Annotated in this window: 14 protein-coding genes; 9 read left to right on the top strand and 5 right to left on the bottom strand. The window is 68.6% G+C overall.

The features are described 5' to 3' along the window. Nucleotides 1–81: 81 nt before the first annotated feature. On the bottom strand, nucleotides 82–3,603 hold the full coding sequence (locus PSQ40_RS00280; RefSeq protein ID WP_273947811.1) for a transglutaminase family protein: 3,522 nt from the start codon (nucleotides 3,601–3,603) through the stop codon (nucleotides 82–84). A gap of 154 nt (nucleotides 3,604–3,757) precedes the next feature. On the opposite strand from PSQ40_RS00280, the gene PSQ40_RS00285 reads away from it, so the two are divergent. From PSQ40_RS00285 to PSQ40_RS00310, 7 genes are all read left to right on the top strand, one after another. Beyond that, nucleotides 3,758–6,349, top strand: a complete 2,592-nt coding sequence (locus PSQ40_RS00285) for a DNA internalization-related competence protein ComEC/Rec2 (RefSeq protein WP_273947813.1) — start codon at nucleotides 3,758–3,760, stop codon at nucleotides 6,347–6,349. A 98-nt stretch (nucleotides 6,350–6,447) separates the two neighbouring features. Continuing rightward, on the top strand, nucleotides 6,448–7,893 hold the full coding sequence (locus PSQ40_RS00290) for a circularly permuted type 2 ATP-grasp protein (protein ID WP_273947814.1): 1,446 nt from the start codon (nucleotides 6,448–6,450) through the stop codon (nucleotides 7,891–7,893). Between the two features lie 14 nt (nucleotides 7,894–7,907). Further along, complete coding sequence (locus tag PSQ40_RS21355) at nucleotides 7,908–8,030, top strand: alpha-E domain-containing protein (RefSeq protein ID WP_409338525.1); 123 nt, start codon at nucleotides 7,908–7,910, stop codon at nucleotides 8,028–8,030. 17 nt (nucleotides 8,031–8,047) lie between these two features. After that, on the top strand, nucleotides 8,048–9,007 hold the full coding sequence (locus PSQ40_RS00295; RefSeq protein ID WP_273947815.1) for an alpha-E domain-containing protein: 960 nt from the start codon (nucleotides 8,048–8,050) through the stop codon (nucleotides 9,005–9,007). A gap of 101 nt (nucleotides 9,008–9,108) precedes the next feature. Then, nucleotides 9,109–12,336: an EAL domain-containing protein gene (locus PSQ40_RS00300; RefSeq protein ID WP_273947817.1), complete on the top strand. Its 3,228-nt coding sequence runs from the start codon at nucleotides 9,109–9,111 to the stop codon at nucleotides 12,334–12,336. Between the two features lie 547 nt (nucleotides 12,337–12,883). Further along, on the top strand, nucleotides 12,884–13,513 hold the full coding sequence (locus PSQ40_RS00305) for an isochorismatase family protein (protein ID WP_273947818.1): 630 nt from the start codon (nucleotides 12,884–12,886) through the stop codon (nucleotides 13,511–13,513). 93 nt (nucleotides 13,514–13,606) lie between these two features. Then, nucleotides 13,607–14,491 carry a pirin family protein gene (locus PSQ40_RS00310; RefSeq protein WP_273947820.1) on the top strand — a complete coding sequence of 295 codons (885 nt, stop codon included), beginning with the start codon at nucleotides 13,607–13,609 and terminating at the stop codon, nucleotides 14,489–14,491. A 108-nt stretch (nucleotides 14,492–14,599) separates the two neighbouring features. Here the strand turns inward: PSQ40_RS00310 and mltB are convergent, their stop codons facing one another. From mltB to PSQ40_RS00330, 4 genes are read right to left on the bottom strand one after another with little or no spacing between them, the layout of a single operon-like run. Next, the gene (gene mltB, locus PSQ40_RS00315; RefSeq protein WP_273947822.1) at nucleotides 14,600–15,724 is read right to left on the bottom strand and encodes a lytic murein transglycosylase B; all 1,125 of its coding nucleotides are present in this window, start codon (nucleotides 15,722–15,724) and stop codon (nucleotides 14,600–14,602) included. A 19-nt stretch (nucleotides 15,725–15,743) separates the two neighbouring features. Then, nucleotides 15,744–17,786, bottom strand: a complete 2,043-nt coding sequence (locus PSQ40_RS00320; protein ID WP_273947824.1) for a transglutaminase family protein — start codon at nucleotides 17,784–17,786, stop codon at nucleotides 15,744–15,746. Next, on the bottom strand, nucleotides 17,780–18,781 hold the full coding sequence (locus PSQ40_RS00325) for a DUF58 domain-containing protein (RefSeq protein WP_273947825.1): 1,002 nt from the start codon (nucleotides 18,779–18,781) through the stop codon (nucleotides 17,780–17,782). Before PSQ40_RS00325 ends, PSQ40_RS00320 begins: the two co-directional genes overlap by 7 nt. Further along, nucleotides 18,778–19,698, bottom strand: coding sequence for an AAA family ATPase (locus PSQ40_RS00330; protein WP_273947826.1), 921 nt, complete (start codon nucleotides 19,696–19,698; stop codon nucleotides 18,778–18,780). Before PSQ40_RS00330 ends, PSQ40_RS00325 begins: the two co-directional genes overlap by 4 nt. Nucleotides 19,699–19,741: 43 nt before the next feature. Here PSQ40_RS00330 and PSQ40_RS00335 point away from each other — a divergent pair, with 43 nt between their 5' ends. Together PSQ40_RS00335 and PSQ40_RS00340 are read left to right on the top strand one after the other, a co-directional pair. Beyond that, nucleotides 19,742–20,695: a histone deacetylase family protein gene (locus PSQ40_RS00335; protein WP_273948809.1), complete on the top strand. Its 954-nt coding sequence runs from the start codon at nucleotides 19,742–19,744 to the stop codon at nucleotides 20,693–20,695. Nucleotides 20,696–20,724: 29 nt separating this feature from the next. Beyond that, nucleotides 20,725–21,534: an enoyl-CoA hydratase gene (locus PSQ40_RS00340; protein WP_273947828.1), complete on the top strand. Its 810-nt coding sequence runs from the start codon at nucleotides 20,725–20,727 to the stop codon at nucleotides 21,532–21,534. Nucleotides 21,535–21,541: the final 7 nt, after the last annotated feature.

The raw sequence follows: 21,541 nt of genomic DNA on the forward strand, positions 1-21,541 counted from the left end.
CGGATTTGTTGACATGGGTCACGAAGCCGTCATGTTCTTGTGACATGACGGCTTCGGGGCCCGCTAACCAGGCCCCGGGGCTCAGCGCCGCAGGTCCAGGGTGAACGGGAACTCGCGGCTGCCCGGCACGCCGACGGTGGCTTGCGGCACCTGCATCGTGCCCGGCGTGTGGCCCATGCGGAAGAAGCGCGCCAGGCGGCGGCTTTCGGCTTCGTAGGCGTTGACGGGGAAGGTCACGTAGTTGCGGCCGCCCGGGTGCGCGACGTGGTATTGGCAGCCGCCGACCGAGCGCTTCATCCAGCTGTCCACGATGTCGAACACCAGCGGCGCGTGCACCCCAATGCTGGGGTGCAACGCCGACGGCGGGTTCCAGGCCTTGTAGCGCACACCGGCCACGAACTCACCTTCGACCCCGGTGGGTTGCAGCGGCAGCGGGCGGCCGTTGACGGTGACCACGTGGCGGCTTTCGTTGAAGCCGCTGACCAGCACCTCGATGCGCTCCAGTGACGAGTCGACATAGCGCACCGTGCCGCCGGCCGAGCCTTCTTCGCCCATCACATGCCAGGGTTCGAGCGCGTTGCGCAGGGTGAGCTCGATGCCCATCGACTGCACGCTGCCCACCAGGGGGAAGCGGAACTCGAAATGCGGCGCGAACCAGGCGTCGTCAAAGGCGTAGCCAGCCTGGCGCATCTCGGCCATCACGTCGTTGAAGTCTTGGCGCACAAAGTGCGGCAACAGGCAGCGGTCGTGCAACTGGGTGCCCCAGCGGGTGACCGGCGCCTTGTAGGGCTGCTTCCAGAAGCGCGCGATCAGGGCCCGCAGCAGCAGTTGCTGCGCGATGCTCATGCGGGCGTGGGGCGGCATCTCGAAAGCGCGCAGCTCCAGCAGCCCCAGGCGGCCGGTGCTGCTGTCGGGCGAGTAGAGCTTGTCGATGCAGAACTCGCTGCGGTGCGTGTTGCCGGTCACGTCGACCAGGATGTTGCGCAGGGTGCGATCGACCAGCCACGGCGGCATGTCCTGGCCGTAGGTCTGGCGGTTGCGCTCGATCTCCCGCAGCGCAATCTCCAGCTCGTAGAGCTGGTCGTTGCGTGCTTCGTCGACGCGTGGGGCCTGGCTGGTCGGGCCGATGAACATGCCCGAGAACAGGTAGCTCAGCGAGGGGTGGTTGTGCCAGTACAGGATCAGGCTGGCCAACAGCTCGGGGCGGCGCAGGAACGGGCTGTCGGCCGGGGTGGCGCCGCCCAGCACAAAGTGGTTGCCGCCCCCGGTGCCGGTGTGACGGCCATCGGTCATGAACTTCTCGGCCGTCAGGCGCGATTCGAACGCCGCCTGGTACAGGAACTCGGTGTGCTGCACCAGCTCGTTCCAGTTGTGCGCCGGGTGGATGTTGACCTCGATCACGCCTGGGTCGGGGGTGACTTGCAGCACTTTCAGGCGCGGGTCGCGCGGCGGCGGGTAGCCTTCGAGCACGATGGTCATGCCCAGCTCGGCGGCGGTGGCCTCGACCGCGCTCAGCAGGTCCAGGTAATCCTCCAGGCGCGACAGTGGCGGCATGAAGACGTAGAGCAGGCTCGACTTCGGGCTGTTGGACTCGACCTTGGGGCCATTGGCGCGGGCCGGGTTGCGGGCTTCCACACACAGCGCGGTGCGGGTGATCCAGTGCGCCGACACGCCACGCGCTGGGGCCTGGGTCCAGGCGCCGGGTTGCGGTTGGCCGCTGCGGGTGGCGGCGTCGGCGACGCCGCTGTCGGCCACGCCACTGCCCAGGCCCTGGGCCCGGCGCTGGGCTTCGCCCGGGGTCTGGGCGCCGGCCAGGTAGGGCACGCCGCGCAGGTCGCTGCCAAAGGCGGCGCCGGCGCCCGGGGCGCTGCGGCGTGCCAGGTAGTCGGTGCTGGACGGCAGCGCGCCGCGCGGGGCCATCGGGTCGGTCTCGACCATGTAGGGGTAGTCGGCGCTGGTGACCCAGGGCAGGGAATCCAGCGGCAGGCGGTAGCCCATCGGCGAATCGCCGGGGATCAGGTACATGCGTTCGTCACGGAAGAACCAGGGGCCGGTGCTCCAAAGCGTGCCTGCCATCTGCGGGTTGCCCGCGTCGGGGTTGACCTCCAGCGGCAGCACATAGCCCACCACCGAATCCAGCTTCTGGCCGAACACGCGGCGCAGGCGCACCCGTTCCATTTCGTCGTCGAGCTTGGAGTCGAAGGGGTCGACGTTGACCGGCAGCCGGCGCTCGCGCCACAGGTAGTACCAGGTGTCTTCGTAGCCGGCTTCGATGAACTGATCGCTCAGGCCGAGCTTGCCGGCCAGCGTCTGGGTGAAGCGCTCGGCGTCCGCGCTGGTGTAGTGCGCGGGCACGCGCTCGTCGGCGAACAGGGCGGGGTTTTGCCAGATGGGCTGACCGTCGGCCCGCCAGCAGATCGACAGGGCCCAGCGCGGCAATTGCTCGCCCGGGTACCACTTGCCCTGGCCAAAGTGCAGGAAGCCGCCCTGGCCGTACTCGTCGCGCAGCTTGTGCACCAGCTCGGTGGCGTAGGCCCGCTTGGTGGGGCCCAGGGCGTCGGTGTTCCATTCGGCGCCATCGCGGTCTTCGGTGGCGACATAGGTGGGCTCGCCACCCTGGGTCAGGCGCACATCGCCGGCCACCAGTTCAGCGTCCACCGCCTCGCCCAGCGCCAGCACCTGAGCCCATTGCTCGTCGGTGTAGGGCATGGTGACGCGCGGCGACTCGTGAATGCGGGTCACCGCCATGTGGTGGCTGAACTCGACTTCGCACTTGTCCACCGCGCCTTCGACCGGGGCCGCGCCCGAGGGCTGGGGCGTGCAGGCCAGCGGGATGTGGCCCTCGCCGGCCAGCAGGCCCGAGGTCGGGTCCAGCCCGATCCAGCCGGCGCCGGGCAGGTAGACCTCGCACCAGGCGTGCAGGTCGGTGAAGTCGACTTCGGTGCCGCTGGGGCCGTCCAGGGCCTTGACGTCGGGCTTGAGCTGGATCAGGTAGCCCGACACAAAGCGCGCGGCCAGGCCGCAGTGGCGCAGCAGTTGCACCAGCAGCCAGCCCGAGTCGCGGCACGAGCCCGAGGCCTTGGTCAGCGTTTCCTCGGGCGTCTGCACGCCAGGTTCCATGCGGATCAGGTAGCGGATGTCGTTTTGCAGCTTCTGGTTCAGGCGCACCAGGAAGTCGATGGTGCGGCATTCGCTGCGGTCGATTTGCTGGAGGTACTGCTGGACGGCCGGGGTCAACGGGTCGGTGATCAGGTACGGGGCCAGCTCCTCTTGCACCAGCTTGTCGTACTGGAACGGGAAGTTTTCAGCCGCCGGCTCGAGAAAGAAATCGAAAGGGTTGTAAACCGCCATCTCGACCACCAGGTCGACCGTGACCTTGAACTCGGTGGTGGGGTTGGGGAACACCAGGCGGGCCTGGTAGTTGGCGAACGGGTCTTGTTGCCAGTTGATGAAGTGGTTGCTGGGTTCGATGCGCAGCGAATACGAGATGACTTTGCTGCGGCAGTGCGGTGCCGGACGCAGGCGGACCACCTGGGGGCCCAGGTTGACGGGCCGGTCATAACGGTAGTGGGTGACGTGGTTCAGTGCGGCATGGATCGACATTCGTCTTGTCTCTCTGGCAAAAAAAGGCCATCAAACGGCTGCTGGGGGCAGCAGCCCTGTGAAACATCCTAGCAAGAGCTGCGCCACAGCGTATGTCAAAAGGCAAGCTGCGGCGATCTAGCATGCGTGGATGGGCCCCTCACCGAGCGTGACCGTGTCGACCCGCCGGGGCGCCGGCGGGCCGGATTCGGCCTGGCGCTTGCCTTGGCGCGGGTGGTGGGCGGCCAGCCTGGGCGTGGTGCTGGGCACCGCGCTGCAGTTGCAACAAGCGCGGCTGTGGCCCGCCACGGCTTACCTGGGGCTGGCCGCCGTGGCCTTGGGCGGGGTGATCGCGCTGCGGCTGACCGGGCGGCGCTGGGGGCCGAGCGCGGGTGGTGGCTTCAGCCGCTCCGGGGCCTGGGGTGTCGCCGTGTTGGTGCTGGCCGCGGCCCTGGCCTGTGCGCAGGTCGGGCTGCGGGCACTGTGGTTGCGCGACAACGCCTTGCCCGCGGCCCTTGAAGGGGTTGATCTGCAGGTCACCGGTCAAATCAGCGCCATGCCGCAGCGGCTGGCCTGGGGGCAGCGCTTTTACCTGGTGCCAGAGTCAGCCTCCCTGGCGGGGCAATCCGTGTCGCTGCCGTCGCCGCTGTGGCTCAGTTGGTCGGGGCCCGCCGGGGCGGCGGTGCCGTCGTCAGCGCCGGCTGCCGTCCCCCGGGGCTTCAGTGCAGCCGCCGCGCCGGTGCCCGAGCTGCGTGCTGGCGACCGCTGGCGCTTCACGCTGCGTTTGCGCCGTGTGCATGGCGCCCTCAACCCAGGCGGCTTTGACCAGGAGTTGTGGCTGTGGGAGCAGGGCGTGCTGGCCACGGGGTCGGTGCGTGGTGGGGTTGACGGCGCCGCACCCGAGCGGCTGGCGCCCAGCGCGGCCTACCCTGTCGAGCGCTGGCGCCAGGCCGTGCGCGAGGCGATCTGGCAGCGCCTGCTGGCGGGCCCCCCGGAGGCCGCTGCCGCGCGCCAGGCCGGTGTGGTGGTGGCCTTGGTGACGGGCGACCAGCGCGCCATCGAGCGCCATGACTGGAGCGTGTTCCGCGCCACCGGCGTGGCCCACCTGATGAGCATTTCGGGCCTGCACATCACCCTGTTGGCTTGGCTGGCGCGCCGGGCCCTGGGGACGCTGTGGCGTCAGACCGCGCGGGGCTCCGGGCGCCTTGGGCGGGCCTGCCTGCACTGGCCTGCGCCTCGGGTGGCCAGCGCGGGCGGTCTGGCGGTGGCGCTGGCGTACTCGGTGTTTTGCGGTTGGGGGGTGCCTGCCCAGCGCACCGTGGGCATGTTGCTGGTGCTGACCGGGCTGCAGTGGTCGGGCCGCCGCTGGCCGTGGTCCGCGGTGTGGCTGCTGATGGCCGCGGTGGTCCTGTTGTGGGACCCCTGGGCCTGGTTGCAGCCGGGCTTCTGGTTGAGCTTTGTCGCCGTGGGCGTGCTGTTTGCCACCGATGCCGGCCTGGGCGTGGGCGCCTCGGAGGCGCCAGCGCTGGCGTCCGAGGGGCAGGCCCCCCGGGCGGCGTTCAGGCGCCTGGGCCGGTCGGTCTGGGGTCTGTGGCGTGAGCAGGGCGTGTTGACCCTGGCGCTGGCGCCGTTGTCGCTGTGTCTGTTCGGCCAGTTGTCGTTGGTGGGCTTGCTGGCCAACCTGCTGGCCATCCCCTGGGTGACCGGGGTGGTCACTCCGCTGGCCTTGCTGGGGTGCCTGTGTCCGCCGCTGTGGACCGTGTCGGCCTGGGCGGTGCAGGGCTTGTTGGGGGTGCTTGGCGGCTTGTCGACCTGGCCCCTGGCCACCTGGTCGGTGGCGCTGCCCCCGGTGTGGGCCGCGGTCGCGGGCCTGGTGGGGGGCTTGCTGTGTGTGGGGCCCTGGCCGCTGCGCTGGCGTTGCCTGGGCTGGCCCTGTTTGTTACCGGTCTTGCTGTGGCAAGCCGAGCGGCCCGACCCCGGCCGCTTCGAGCTGCTGGCGGCCGACGTGGGGCAGGGCAATGCCGTCATCGTGCGCACCGCCCGGCACACCCTGGTGTACGACGCCGGGCCCCGTTACACCCCCGACAGCGATGCCGGTGACCGCGTGCTGCTGCCCTTGCTGCGGGGCGCGGGCGAGGTGCCCGAGCGCCTGGTGCTGAGCCACCGCGACACCGATCACACTGGCGGCGCGGCGGCGCTGTTGGCGGCGTATCCGGCGCTGGCGCTGTGGACCTCGCTCGAGCCGGAGCACCCCTTGCTGTCGGGGCGGCGCCACACCGCCTGCCGCGCTGGGCAGGCCTGGACCTGGGACGGGGTGCGTTTTGAGTTCCTGCACCCCGGGCCCGAGCCGCCCGCGCCCACGCTACGCCCGAATGCCCGCAGCTGCGTGCTGCGGGTGCAGGACGCCCTGGGCGTCAGCGCGCTGCTGCCCGGGGACATCGAGCAAGCGCAAGAGGCCGCGTTGCTGGCGCAGGGCCAGCCGTTGGCCGCAGACTGGCTGCTGGTGCCGCATCACGGCAGCCGGACCTCGTCCAGCCTGCCGTTTGTGGCCGCGGTGTCGCCTCGGGTGGCGGTGGTGCAGGCCGGCTACCGCAACCGGTTTGGCCACCCGGCAGACGCCGTGCGCGACCGCTACCTGGCGCGCGATCTGCAGTGGGTCGAGACCCCCATCTGTGGCGCGGCGCTGTGGCGCAGTCAGCAGCCTGACACGGTCGTGTGCGAGCGTGAACGCCGGTCCCGCTACTGGCACTGGCCTTTGCAGCCGTGAATTTCGGCACAGGCGCTGGTCGCTGAATTTGCATTCCATGCCCAAAACCGGTGCGTGGTGGGCCCGGAAATTGCTATGCTGGAGTCAGGAGATGGCACATGCTGAAATTTGACGAGATGTACACCCGTTTGCCCCTTGAGGGCAGTCCTGTGCGAGCCCACTACGAGGCCTACGCGCGTTGGCTGGCACGTCAGCCGGCCGATGTCATGAAGGCCCGGCGCGAAGAAGCTGAAATGATCTTCCGCCGTGTGGGCATCACCTTTGCGGTTTATGGCGCCAAGGATGAGGATGGTTCCGGCACCGAGCGTTTGATCCCGTTCGACTTGATCCCCCGCATCATCCCGGCCCATGAGTGGCAGACCATGGAAAAAGGCCTGGTGCAACGCGTCACCGCGCTGAACCGTTTCATCCACGACGTCTACCACGGCCAGGACATCATCCGCGCCGGCGTGATCCCGGCCGAGCAGATCCTCAACAACGCGCAATTCCGCAGTGTGATGATGGGCGTGGATGTGCCCAACAACATTTACTCGCAGATCGCGGGCATCGACATCGTGCGGGCCCCGAACGCGTCCGGCGAGGGCGAGTACTACGTGCTCGAAGACAACCTGCGCGTGCCCAGCGGCGTGAGCTACATGCTCGAAGACCGCAAGATGATGATGCGCCTGTTCCCCGACCTGTTCAGCCAGCACCGCGTGGCCCCGGTGGCGCATTACCCCGACCTGCTGCTGGAAACCCTGCGCGCCTCGGCGCCGCCGGCCACTGCCGAGCCCACCGTGGTGGTGCTGACCCCGGGCATGTACAACAGCGCCTACTTCGAGCACGCCTTCCTGGCACAGCAAATGGGGGTCGAACTGGTCGAAGGCCAGGACCTGGTGGTCAAGGATGACTTCGTCTGGATGCGCACCACGCGCGGCCTGAAGCGGGTCGACGTGATTTACCGCCGGGTCGACGACGACTTCCTCGACCCGCAAGTGTTCCGACCCAATTCCACGCTGGGCTGCGCGGGCCTCATGAGCGCCTACCGCGCCGGCAATGTGGCGATCTGCAACGCCGTGGGCACGGGCGTGGCCGACGACAAGTCGATCTACCCCTATGTGCCCAAGATGATCGAGTTCTACCTGGGCGAGAAGCCGATCCTCAACAACGTGCCCACCTACATGTGCCGCAACCAGGACGAGTTGCAGTACACGCTGGACAACCTCAAGGACCTGGTGGTCAAGGAAGTCCACGGCGCGGGTGGCTACGGCATGTTGGTGGGCCCGGCCTCGACGAAGGCCGAGATCGAAGAGTTCCGCGCCGCCGTGCTGGCCAACCCCAGCGGCTACATCGCCCAGCCCACGCTGAGCCTGTCGAGCTGCCCGACCTTTGTGGAGTCCGGCATCGCGCCGCGCCACATCGACCTGCGACCCTTTGTGCTGTCGGGCAAGACGGTGCAGATGGTGCCGGGCGGCCTGACCCGCGTGGCCCTCAAGGAGGGCTCGCTGGTGGTGAATTCGTCGCAGGGCGGCGGCACCAAGGACACCTGGATTCTGGAAGTTTGAGGGGAGACTTTTTGATGTTGTCGAGAACTGCTGATCATTTGTTCTGGATGTCCCGCTACACCGAGCGGGCCGACAAGCTGGCCGCAGGCCAGCTTGGTACAAAAAACGGCCGGGCGCGCAGCGCCTGCGGGGTTTGAGGCTTAGGAGTCACTGAATGTTGTCGAGAACTGCTGATCATTTGTTCTGGATGTCCCGCTACACCGAGCGGGCCGAAAACACCGCCAGGATGCTGGATGTGAATTACCAGACCTCCCTGCTGCCCCAGTCGGCTGCCGTGGCCCAGGTGGGCTGGCAAGGCTTGCTGTCCATCAGCGAGCTGCTGCCGTCCTACCAGGCCCTGCATGGTGAGGTGACGCCCGAGCGCGTGCTCGAGTTCATGGTCAAGGACGAGGACAACCCGTCGTCGATCATGTCCTGCCTGCGTGCCGCGCGTGAGAACGCTCGCGCCGTGCGGGGCTCGCTGACCACCGAGGCCTGGGAAATCCAGAACCAGACCTGGCTGGAGGTCAACCGCATGCTGCGCCAGGGCGACTTCGAGCGCGATCCGGGCCAGTTTTTTGAGTGGGTGAAGTTCCGCTCGCACCTGTCGCGCGGCGTCACTGTGGGCACCATGCTGATGGACGAGGCCCTGCATTTCATGCGCCTGGGCACCTTCCTGGAACGGGCCGACAACACGGCCCGCCTGGTGGATGTGAAGTTCCACGCCGTGCAGAGCGATTTCTTTGGCGCGGCCAGCCAGAAGGACCAGGAGTACGACTTCTACCACTGGAGTGCGATCCTGCGCAGCGTGTCGGCGTTCGAGATTTACCGCAAGGTCTACCGCGACGTCATCACGCCCGAGCGCGTGGCCGAGCTGCTGATCCTGCGGGCCGACATGCCGCGTTCGCTGCACGCCAGCCTCAACGAGGTGGTGCAGAACCTCGAGATGGTGGCCAACGACCAGTCCGACGAAACCCGTCGCCGTGCCGGCAAGCTGCGGGCCGACCTGCAGTACGCCCGCATTGACGAGATCCTGGCCACGGGCCTGCATGCCTTCCTGACGCAGTTCCTCGACCGCGTCAATGAACTGGGGGCGCGCATCAGCCGCGACTTCCTGATCCCGGCAGCCGCCTGAGTGCCGGACCGACCTCCCCCCTTGAGCGCGCTCCACGCCCCCCTGACCGGGGGCGTGCCGGTGCCGTGCGGGTGGGTCCACGGGGTTGAACCCACTTGATCATGACCTCCTCACCCTGGCGCTGGTTCAGCCCCTTGATTGCCTGGTTAGGGCGCCTGAGCGTCGGGCGCAAGCTCACGCTGATTTACCTGCTGGACCTGACCGCCGTGATCTATGTGTCCGGCATCCTGATCCACGAAAAGTACCTGGCGATCGACTTCACGCGCAAGGAGATCGTGGGTGTGCAGTACAGCACCCGGGTGCATGACCTGTTCCTGCCGCCGTTCCGGGCCAGCGCCTCGCTCGTGACGCCCCCGCAGGACGCCTGGCAGCGCATGGAGGCGACGCGCCAGCAGCATGACGAGGACCTGGCGGCCACCGAGGCCAGCGCGGCGTGGATGACAACCCTGGGGCAGTTGCAGGCGATGCCGGCGGGCCCGGAGCGCCAGGCCACCTTGTCCAGGCTGGCGCGCCAGGGGCGCGAGTTGCTGACCACGGTGGGCAACCAGTCCAACCTCATCCTCGACCCCGACCTGGACAGTTACTACGCCATGTCGCTGGGGGTGCTGCGGTTTCCGGAGTTGCTGGAGGTGTTGCACGACACGGCGCGCACACTGGACGGCATGTCGCCCGAGGCCTTGCGCCAGGGCGGTCGACGCACCGAGCTGCTGATCCTGGCCGGGCGCATCGACGCGCTCATCCTGGGCATCGACTCGGACTACCAGCAAGCCCTGGCCGCGGGCAAGGCCCCGCTCAACGATGCCCTGCGACCCGGCAAAAAGGCGCTCAACGACAGCCTGCTCAGTTTGCTGGCGTCGGTGCGCAGCCTGTCCGAAGAGGGCGCGTCGGGTCTGACGCTGGCGACTTTCCAGCAGGCCCACGGCCTGGCCTTCCAGGAGCTGGATGTGGCTTGGCGCCAGGTGCTGGAAAGCCTCAACGGGCTACTCTTGCTGCGGGTCGAGAACCTGTACTTCCGCATGTGGCTGCACCTGGGCACCGCCCTGCTGCTGCTGGGTTGCATCCTGAGCCTGGTCTACGCCGTGGCGCAGCTGATCGCGCGGCCCTTGCGCGGTCTGGCCCAGGTGGCAGACGAGGTGCGGCGCACAGGCGACCACACCCGGCGCGCCCAGTGGGAAAGCCGCGATGAAATTGGCCAACTGGTCACGGCCTTCAACGGCATGCTGGCCCAGTTGGACCGTGAGCGCCTGACCCAGCAAGAGCTGGCCGCCAGTGCGCGGGCCGCGCAAACCCAGCTGGAGATGGTGGAGGCGATCCCGATCGCCATGGTGGTGACCTCGGTGCCCGAGCACCAGGTGCTGCACGCCAATGCCCCGGCCTTGCCCTGGCTGGCCGGGCGCACCGCCGACCCCTGGCGCAGCGGGCTGGAGCCCGGCGTGCGGGCCCGCTTCTTCCAGCGCCTGGCTGACCAAGGTGCGGTCGATGAGTTCGAGGTGCGCTGGCAGGGCGGTGAGGCCCCGTCCTGGGCCGTGCTGTCGGCGCGCCGCCTGCAGTTCCAGGGGCAGGACGCGGTGCTGACCTCGTTCACCCCGATCAACATGCTCAAGCTCATGGAGCAGCGGCTGGAGCTGTGGGCCAAGGTGTTCGAGGCCTCGTCCGAGGGCATCCTCATCATGGATGCGAACCAGCGCATCCTCAGTGTCAACCGCGCCTTCTGTCGCAGCACCTCCTACGACTACTACGAGGTCATTGGCGAGCAGCTGGGCCTGCTGCTGGCGCTGGAAGAAAGCGCCAACGTGCCGCCGTCGCTGGCCACCGCCCTGGGTGAGCGCGAGTCGTGGCAGGGCGAGGTTCACTTCCGCAAGCGCTCGGGCGAAAGCTACCCCGCCTGGCTGATGATCTCGTCGGTGCGCGATGCCACCCACCAGGGCGAGGTGTCGCATTACATCGGCATTTCGGTGGACATCACCGACCGCAAGCGCACCGAGGCACGGGTTCAGTTCCTGGCCGAGCACGATGTGCTGACCGAGCTGCCCAACCGCTCGCTGTGCGTGACCCGCCTGCGCGAGGCCATGGCCAGCGCCCAGACCACGGGGGAGCGGGTGGCGGTGCTGTTCATTGACTTGGACCGCTTCAAGAACATCAACGACTCGCTGGGCCACCACATCGGTGACGGCCTGCTGCGCTCGGTGGCCAACCGACTCAACCAGTCGGTGCGTGTTGGCGACACCGTCAGCCGCCTGGGCGGCGATGAGTTCGTGATCATCATGCGCAAGGTCAGTGACCCCGACGAGGTGCGTGGGGTGGTCGAGCGGCGCCTGATCCCACAGATCCGCCAGGCCCATTACATCGAGGGCCACAACCTGCAGGTGTCCTGCAGTGTGGGGGTGGCGGTGTACCCCGACGACAGCACCGACCTGGACGAGCTGATGCGCCAAGCCGACGCCGCCATGTACGAGGCCAAGTCGGCCGGTCGCGACACGGCGCGCTTTTTCACGCCCGAGATCGACCTGCACACGCGCGAGCGCCAGGTGATCGAGCAGTACCTGCGCCTGGCCCTGGCGAACCAGGAAATGTCAGTCCACTACCAGCCGCGGGTCGACGCGCGCAGCCTCAATGTGGTCGGTCTGGAGGCCTTGCTGCGCTGGCACCACCCGGTGCTGGGGGCGGTGTCACCCGCGCGGTTCATCCCGGTGGCCGAGGAAACCGGCCTGATCCACCCGATCGGCCAGTGGGTGATCCAGCAGGCCTGTGAGCAGATCGACCGCTGGCGGCGCGCAGGCCTGCCGCCGATGGTGGTGTCGGTCAACCTGTCCGCGGCCCAGATGAACGACCCCGGCCTGGTGGGCCACCTGCAGTCTTGCCTGCGGGCCAACCGCATCGAGCCTGCAAGCCTGGAGCTAGAGATCACCGAGTCGCAAATCATGGACAACGCGGCCGCCTCGGGCGAGCTGCTGCAGGCCTTCAAGGCCCTGGGGGTGCAGTTGTCGATCGATGATTTCGGCACCGGGTATTCGAGCCTGGCCTACCTGAAGCGCTTCCCGATCGACAAGCTGAAGATCGATCAATCGTTTGTGCGCGACCTGCTCAGCGACCCGGCGGACCTGTCGATCACCCGCGCCATCATCGCCCTGGGCCACAACCTGGGCTTGGGGGTGGTGGCCGAGGGGGTGGAAACCGCCGAGGCCAGCGAGCAACTCAAGGCCCTGGGTTGTGACGAACTGCAAGGCTTCTACTTCGCCCGGCCCATGCCGGCGGCCCAGTTGGAGCCCTGGTTGCGCGAGCGCCAGGCCCCGCTGGAGCGGCGCCGCAACCTCGCCAGCAGCCGCTGATCGACCGCGCGAGCCTCGCCTGTCGCCGCCCCCAGGCGGGCGGCGGAGCCCCCAGCGCCGGCCCCCAAAGTCAATCCCTGCCTCACGCGGTGCCTTGCACCGTCCCCTGGGGGGCGTCCCGGTGGGACTGGCGGGCGCCTCGTCAGTTCTGCCCTGGCGGCCGCCCGCTGCTGGCGCCCGACCCGCCCCGGGTCGCTGCTGTTCAGGGCGGTCTGGGCCGTTTGGGGCCGCTGCCCATTCGTACATTGTTCAGCGCTTGCAACAGTTGCTTGCGATTTTGGTTCGTCTGGGGATGCGATTTTGGTCGCATAGTGTGCTTTCTATTAATTTAAATAGATTGATGTGGAATATTTGCTAAATATTTCATGTTTGACCATTAGTAACCTGACTGGACACCGCTATGCAAGAAAACGCTTTGGGCCGACGCCACTTCCTAGGGACCGGCGCGGTCAGTGCGGCCGTGCTCGCCCCGATGGCGGCAGGCTTGGCGTCTGCCGCTTTGTCTGGCCCGGTCTCCGCGGCCTCTCCCAAATCGGAATCCCCTGCCATGACCTCTTCCCCATCCAACGCCTTCCTGAGCATGCTCAAGCGCGACAACACCGTGTTATTACTGACCGACCACCAGGTGGGCCTCTACACCGGGGTGCGCGACATCACGGTGGGCGAGCTCAAACACAATGTGGTCGCGCTGGCCAAGGCCGCGCGCATCCTGGGGGTGCCCGTGATCCTCACCGGCACCATGACCGATGGCATGTGGGGCCCGGTGATCCCGGAGCTGCTGGCCGCCGTGCCGGGTGTGCAGCCGATCGTGCGCACCACCATCAACGCCTGGGACGACCCCCGCATCCCGGCCGCCATCGCCAAGACCGGCCGCCGCCAGCTGCTGGTGGCCGGGGTCTCGCTGGAGATCTGCGCTTGCTACCCAGCCTTGTCCGCCAAGGTGGCCGGGTACGACGCGCGGGTCATCCTCGATGCGTCGGGCACCTTCACCGCCGACAAGCGCCTGGCAGGGCTGGCCCGCCTGGCCGGGGCTGGCGTGCCGGTGATGGATTACGCCAGCGCGGCGGTGGAAATGCTGGCCGACAACGCGGACCCCAAGGCCAATGAGGTGTACGGTGCACTCGACATGCCGTTCGCCACCTTGGTGTGGCAGGTCACCGAAGGCGCCCGCAAATAAGCGGATCCCGCGCGATGCGCCCCGCCACAGGTCTGGCGGTGCGCATCGCGCATTTCACTTTGCAGCGGCCCGGCCGGGCCGCAGGAAATCGGCATGAAGAACGAACTCAGCCTGTCCCCCGTGGTGGACGGGCGCCCGCTGCACATCGGCACGGGTTTCACGGCCTTGAATTTTGATGAAAGCCAGTTTGGCGGGCGGGCAGACCCGGTGGTGATGCTGGACCACTTCCACATGACCCAGCCCACCTTCGCGCCACACCCGCACGCGGGGCTGTCGGCGGTGACGTATGTGCTGGAAGAATCCGCCTCGCCCCATGTCAACTACGACTCCCTGGGGCACGAGGGACCGATCCGCCCTGGGGCCCTGCATTGGCTGGCCGCGGGCCGCGGGGCCATCCACACCGAGCAGCCCGAGGGCGAGGCACCCCACGTCCACGCGCTGCAAATCTTTGTCAACCTGCCGGCCCGCCTGAAGCGCATGGCCCCGCGCGTGGTGCACCTGGAACCCGAGGACGTGCCGGTGTACGAGGCGCCGGGCCAGCGCGTGCGCGTGGTGCTGGGCGATGCCTTTGGCCTGAGCTCGCCCGCCACGGCCGCCTTGCCCCAGCCGTTTTGCCTGCTGGACGTGGCCCTGGCTGCGGGCAGCCGATTCAACCTGGCGCTGCCAGCCGCCTGGGGCGGCATGTTGTATGTGATGACGGGTGAGGTGGCGGTGCTGCAAGGCGACCACGCCTGGACCCTGCATGCGGGCCAGGCGATGGGGGCTTCCTTGTCCGCCGAGGCCTCGGTGCCCGAGTTGCCTTTGTGCTTGCAGGTCGGTGCAGCCGGGCCGGCGCGCCTGATTTGGCTCGGTGGCCTGCAGTTGCGCGAGCCCCTGGTCAAGCAGGGCCCGTTCGTCATGAACACGGGCGAGCAGATGCAGCAGGCCATCAGCGATTACCAGCAGGGTCGCTTCGGCACCCTGCGCTGGCCCCGCTGAGCCGGGGGCCCCGCGGGCACGCGGCCCAGTGGCCCAGTGGCCCTGTGGCCCTGTGGCCCTGTGGCCACGCCGCCTGGCGCGTCCGGCGCCGCTGTGGCCCGGTCCGCGTCAGCGGGGCAGGGCCTGGGCCACGGCCTCGCCCAGCTCGATCACGGCCATGGCGTAGTAGCTGGACCAGTTGTAGCGCGTGATGACGTAGAAGTTTTCGGTGCCCGCGACGTAGCTCGGCTCGGCACCGCCGTTCTGCAATTCAATCAGGGCCAGTGCGCCGGGGTGGCGTTGGCCGGCTTCGTTGAGCACGGCGCCCCGGGCGGTGAAGCTGGTCACACTGAAGGTGGGCAGGATGTCGGGCAACAGCAGGGCTTCCTTGTCCTGGGCCGAGCCGTCGAGCCGCACCGGGTAATGCGTGGGCAGTCCGGTTTGCCAGCCATAGCCCTTGAAGTAATTGGCCACCGAGCCAATGGCGTCGTCGGCGCTGTTGAACAGGTCGATGCGGCCGTCGCCGTCGAAGTCGATGGCGTAACGCGCCCAACTGCTGGGCATGAACTGCGGCTGCCCCATGGCGCCCGCGTAGCTGCCCCGGGGGCGCAGCGGGTCGGTGCCCGCGCGCTGGTGCTGCGCCAGAAAGTGCTCCAGCTCCGAGCGGAAATAGGCCTGACGTTCGGCCGCCCGGGGGTGCGCGGCCGGGAAGTCGAAGGCCAGCGTGGCCAGCGCGTCGAGCACGCGGTAGTTGCCCATGTGCTGGCCGTAAATGGTCTCCACGCCCAGGATGCCGACGATGATGGCCGCGGGCACGCCAAAGGTTTGTTCCGCGCGCTCCAGGCTGGCGCGGTGCTGTTGCCAAAAGCGCAGGCCCGCACCGATGCGGATCGGCTCCACAAAGCGTGCCCGGTAGGCCTGCCAGTTCTTGGCGCTCGGGTGGCTCGGGGGCAGCATGAGCTTGGGCACACCGGGCAACAGGCGGGCCTGGCTCAGGGTCTGGCGCAGCCCGTCGCGGTCGAGCTGGCGGCGTTCGGCCAGGTCATCGGCGAAGGTCATCGCGTCGGCGCGCTGCGCATAGGACTGGGTGCCTTGCACGGTGGCTGCGGTTTTGGGGGCTGGCTTCTTGGCGGCCGGACGGGCCGAGGCCGCGGCTTTCTTCTTGGGCGGGCTCGGCGCGTTGTTGGCCCCGGCCAGGCCGGGCAGAAGGCAGGCGGCCAACCAAAGGGGGGCCATTCGGATCAAGGCTTGCATGGGGAGATTGTCGCCGCTGTCAGCGGGCTGGCGAGCGTAACAGGGGGCCCAGGCGGCGCCTGAGGTCGCGCAGCGACGCGCTGGTTGGCGACGCGGTGCTGGGTGGCGCTGCAGCGGCCGGTGCGGCATAGCGCAGGGCCTCCAATTGCAGCAGCCAATCGTGCAGGGGCCGGCCGGCTTCGCCCCGTGCCGCCAGCACGGCCCGGGCCAGCGCGCGGGGCGGTATCTGAGGGGGCAGCGCCAGGCCCTGCTGGCGCAAGGCTTCCGTGACCCGGTGCAGCAGCCCCAGCCAGGGGTCTTGGTGTTGGCGTTGCCAGCCTATCCAGGCCAGGCCTGCCAGGGCCGACACGCTGAGCCCACCGCCCAGCAGCAGGATCAGGTCTTGCCAGCTCGGGGACTCGAAGCCCAGGTGCTTGAGCAGGTCCAACTGGCGGCTTTGGGTGTAGCCCAGCACCCACTGGTTCCATCGGTTGTTGCCGGCATCCCAGACGCTGCGCAGGGTCTGCAGCAGGCCCGGGCTGACCTGGCCCAGGGCGGTGCCGACCAGGCTGCGCGGCGCGGGCAGGCGCTGCAGGCTGCCAACGCGCGACGGCATCACCGCGCCCGTCGGGTCGACCCGCACCCAGCCTTGTCCGGCCTGCCAGATCTCGGCCCAGGCGTGGGCGTCGCTTTGCCGCACCACCCAATAGCCATCGAGGGTGTTGCGCTCGCCGCCCTGGTAGCCGGTGACCAGGCGGGCGGGCACGTCGAGCGCCCGCATCAGCACCACATAGGCCGAGGCAATGTGCTCGCAAAAGCCTTGCTTGCGGTCGAACCAGAACTCATCGGCGGTGTGCTGGCCGTACTCGCCGGGCTCGAGGGTGTAGGTGTAGCCGCCTTGGGACAGCCGCTGCAGCACCGCCTGGCTGAGCGTCAGCGCATCGGCCTGGGCCCAGCGCGGGTCGCGCCGCATGTCCATCGCCAGTTGCAGGGTGCGTGGGTTTTTCCCGGTGGGCAAGCGGGTGGCCACCTCGCGCTGCAGCAGGCCCTCCTGGAGGCCGTAGCGGTACTGCGGGTACGCCACCGCCTGGTAGCGCAGCAAGTCGCTGACCGGGCGCGGGGTGATCCATTGCAGCTCCTGCGTGATGTAGGCCTCGTGGTCACCGGCCTTGGGGGCGGCGGGGGTGGCGTCCAGGGTCAGCAGCCAGGGGCGGTTGTGGGGTTGCAGCGTGACCTCGTAGTTCAGCGCCGGGCCACTGACCTGCAGGTTGCTGGGGGCTTGCCGGCGCAGCACCTGACTGCTCAGGTTGTCGGGGGCGCTGGGCTTCCATTCGCGGCCGTCGAAGTCGATGAACACCGGGCCCCGGAAGTACAGGTCACCTTGCAGCGGCGGGCTGTCGAAGCGCACCCGCAGTGCAATGCTGTCGTCCAGCGCCAGGTTGTTGAGCTTGCCGACCTCGAGCCGGTTCGACAGCCCGCTGCGGCCGCTCAAGGCATCCGAGGGCAGGCCCCACAGCGGCGCCATGCGGGGAAACAACAGGAACAGCGCGACCATCACCGGCGCGCCGAGCAGGCTCATGCGCAGCGCCAGGCCCGCCGCGGTGGCCAGCGAGGGGCGGCCCACGGGCAGGTGGGCGTTGATCAGCGCGGTCAGCAAACCCAGCAGGCCAACGAGCATGGCCGCGGCGATGGGCAGCGATTGCGAGAAAAAGAAGTGCGTGAGCATCGTGAAGAAGCTCAGGAAGAACACCACAAACGCGTCGCGCCGCGCCCGCAACTCCAGTGTCTTGAGGGTCAGCAGGGCGACCACCAGCGTCACGCCGGCGTCGCGCCCCAGCAAGGTCTGGTGGCTGAACCAGGTGCCTCCCATGACCAGCAGCAGCAAACCGATGCGCCAGCGCTGCGAGGGCAGGGGCCGGCTGTGCCAGGCCAGCCAGCCCCGCCAGCCCAGGGCCGCGGCCGCCAGCCAGGGGGTCCACCAGGGCAGGTGGCCGACATGGGGCAGGATCACCCAGCCCACCACGGCCAGCAGGAAGAGGGTGTCGCGGCTCTCGCGCGGCAGGGTGTTCCAGGGGGTCAGCACAGCGCCAGGGCCTCCAGGCAGCGTTGTTGGTGGGCCGCGCCTTGGCCGGGGGCAATCTCCTGGCCCAGCAGGCGCAGGCCATAGTCCAGGCCCTGCTGCTCGGCCTGCAGGACCCAGGCGCACAGCCGTGACAACTGGGCTTCGGGCGCCAGCGACACCAGGGGGCGCTGGTCCAGCCACAACTCGGCGGGTTGTTGGTGTTCGCTGTCGCGGCTGACCAGGGCGCTGGAGCCGGTGGCCAGCGCGGTGGCGGTTTTCTTCCAGACCACTTGTTTGAGGCTGTCGCCGCGCCGGTAGGGGCGAACGCCTTCAAAGTCCTGTCCCCGGCCGGCCTGGGTGGCATGGCCCGGCGGGCCCGAGCGCGGTTCGCCGGGCGGCAGCGGGGGCGGGTGGGCTTCGGGCTGGGGGTAGATCAGCACCTGGGCGGCCGGCCGCCAGATCGCCCAGACCCGGAAGGTGCCCAGCGGGAAGCGGGTTTCGATGTTCAGCACCGGGACGTTTTGCAGACCCCGCCGGGTGGGCAGGAAAGCCAGTTGCAGGGGGGCTTGGCCTTGGCCCGGCACGTCGGTCCAGACCCAGTCCTGCTGCCCGGCCAGGCGCATGCCGAGGCCGTGGCGGGGCGCTCGCCGCGGGTTGTTCAGCAGCACGTCCAGGCGCAGCGCCTGGCCGCAGAACTGCGCGCTGGGCGGCAGCAACTGCAGTTGCAGGCCGCGCAGCGTGGCATGCCCAATGTGCATGCCCGCCAAGGCACAACCGGCCAGCAGGAAGGTCAGCAGGTAGCCCAGGTTGAGCTGGTAGTTGATCGACGCCACCAGCAGCACCAGCAGCGTGGTGGCCAGCATCAGCCCCGGTCGGGTGGGCAGGATGTAGACGTTGCGTTGGGTCAGCGTGAGGTGGTCGCTGCGCGGCAGCCGGCTGTGCCACCACTGGCGCATGCGCTCGCGCAGGCGCCGCAGCGGGTGGCGGGAGGCGGGCTCGGCGGGCGCGGGGCTCATGGCAGGGGCACCGCCTCCAGCAGGGCCCGCACCTGGTCCAGCGCGCCCCGGCCCGCGTGCTGGGTGGGCACCAGCCGGTGGGCCGCGGCTTGCGGCAGGATGGCCTGAACATCGTCGGGCGCCACGTAGTCGCGGCCGGCCAGCAAGGCCTGGGCTTTGGCTGCGCGCAGGATCGCAATGCCGGCGCGGGGCGACAGCCCCTGCACAAACCAGCGCCCGTTGCGGGTGGCCGCCAGCAGGTCTTGCAGGTAATCCAGCAAGGGCTCTGAGGCGTGCACCGCCAGCACCTGTTGCTGCAGTTGCCGCAGCTCGGCCAGGCTGAGCTGGGCCGGCAGTTGGTCGAGCAGGTCGCGCCGGTCCTGGCCAGCCAGCAGGGCGCGTTCGGCGGGGCGGTCGGGGTAACCCAGCGAGATGCGCATCAGGAACCGGTCCAGCTGGGACTCGGGCAGGGCAAAAGTGCCCAGCTGGTCGAGCGGGTTTTGGGTGGCGATCACAAAAAACGGCTCGGGCAGGGCGCGCGTGGCGCCCTCCACCGTGACCTGGCGTTCTTCCATGGCTTCGAGCAGGGCGCTCTGGGTCTTGGGGCTGGCGCGGTTGATCTCGTCAGCCAACAGCACCTGCGCAAACACCGGACCGGGGTGGAACACAAACGACTCGCTGGCCCGCTCGTACACCGAGACCCCGGTGAGGTCGCTGGGCATGAGGTCGGCGGTGAACTGCACGCGCGAGAACTGCAAGCCAAAGCTGCGCGCCAGGGCGTGGGCCAAGGTGGTTTTGCCGACCCCGGGCACATCCTCGATCAGCAGGTGACCGCCTGCCAGCAGGCAGGCCACACTGTCTTGAACCTGCTGGGCCTTGCCCGCAATCACCGTGTTAAGCTGATCCAGCAAGGCCTTGAGTTTTTGTGGTGTGTGCATGGGCCGAGACGTTAGCCGAAAAACGAGAGACATGAGAGCCACTGTGAATAAAACCGGTTACTACACCCATCGTGACTGTTGGAAGCACGACATGGGACACGACCACCCCGAATGCCCCGCCCGGCTGGACGCCATCGAGGACCGCCTTTTGATGACCGGGGTCAGCGACGCCCTGGAGCGCCGTGAAGCCCCCACCGCCGCCCTGGCCGACATCGAACTGGCCCACGACCGCATGCACATCGCGGCCCTGCGGGGGCTGACCGACCGACTGGTTGACGAGATCGCGGCGGGCGGCCCTGAGCACGCCCAGCTCGACCAGGACACCGCCATCAACGCCCACACCTGGCAAGCCGCCTTGCGCGCGGCGGGGGCCGCGCTGGCGGCCACCGATGCCGTGATGGCCGGCGAACTCGAGAACGCCTTTTGCGCCGTGCGCCCGCCAGGCCACCACGCCTGCCGTGACAAGGCCATGGGCTTTTGCTTTTTCAACAACGTGGCGGTGGCGGCGCGCTACGCGCTGGAGCGCTACCGCCTGAAGCGGGTGGCGGTGGTCGACTTCGACGTGCACCACGGCAATGGCACCGAGAACATCCTCAGCGGCGACCCTCGGGCCCTGATGGTGAGCTTTTTCCAGCACCCGTTCTACCCGTATTCGGGCGACCAGAGCCCGGCGGCCAACATGCTCAACGTGCCTGTGCCGGCCTACACCCGGGGCATGGAGCTGCGCGAGATCATCGAGATGATGTGGATGCCGCGGCTCGAGGCCTTCAAGCCCGAGATGATCTTTGTCAGTGCCGGCTTTGACGCCCACCGCGAGGACGACATGGGCCAGATGGGCCTGACCGAGCAGGACTTTGCCTGGATCACCTACCGCATCAAGGACATCGCACGGCGCTTCTCGAACGGTCGCATCGTGTCCTGCCTCGAGGGTGGCTACAACCCGCAGGCGTTGGCGCGCAGCGTGGAAGCCCACCTGCGGGTGCTGGCCGACGTGTGATCGCCCGGGGCATGGTGTCAAATAGGGCCATGGACCCCCGCCAAACCGACCCCTCCAACCTGCTGCGCGTGGACCGCGACGCGCGCGGGGTGCTGACCCTGACGCTGCAACAAGCCACGCGCTTCAATGTGCTGAGTGCCGACATGCTGCAGGCGCTGCAGAGGGCGCTGGACCAGGCCGAGCAGGACCCGGGCCTGCGCGTCTTGGTCTTGGCCGCCGAAGGCCCGGCCTTTTGTGCAGGCCATGACCTCAAAGCCATGGCCCAGCCCGGGCTGACCCAGGCGGACCACCAGGCGCTGTTCGACCAGTGCACGCGGTTCATGAACCGTTTGCAGGCCTTGCCCGTGCCCGTCGTGGCCCGGGTGCAGGGCCTGGCCACGGCCGCGGGCTGCCAGTTGGTGGCCCAGTGTGACCTTGCGGTGGCCAGCACCGAGGCGCGCTTTGCCACCAGCGGCATCCGCTATGGCCTGTTTTGCGCCACGCCGGCCGTGCCCCTGTCACGCAACCTGCCGGCCAAGAAGGCCCTGGAGATGCTGTTCACGGGCGATTTCATCGGCGCCGAGGAGGCCCTGGCCAGTGGCCTGGTGAACCGGGTGGCGGCACCCGAGGAACTTGATGCCGTGCTGGCGACTCTGCTCAACAGCCTGCTCGACAAGCCCCGCGCGGCTTTGGCCTGGGGCAAGGCCTTGTTCTACCGGCAGCGCGAGGCGGGCCAGGCGGCGGCCTACCAGATGGCGACGCAGACCATGGCTGTCAACATGATGGACCCAGCGGCCCAAGAGGGGGCGCTGGCTTTTTTGGAAAAGCGGGCTCCGGTGTGGCCCCTCAGTGGAGAGTGAACTGTTC

The sequence above is a fragment of the Curvibacter cyanobacteriorum genome, assembly GCF_028649475.1.
In the GTDB taxonomy this organism is placed as follows: domain Bacteria; phylum Pseudomonadota; class Gammaproteobacteria; order Burkholderiales; family Burkholderiaceae_C; genus Curvibacter; species Curvibacter cyanobacteriorum.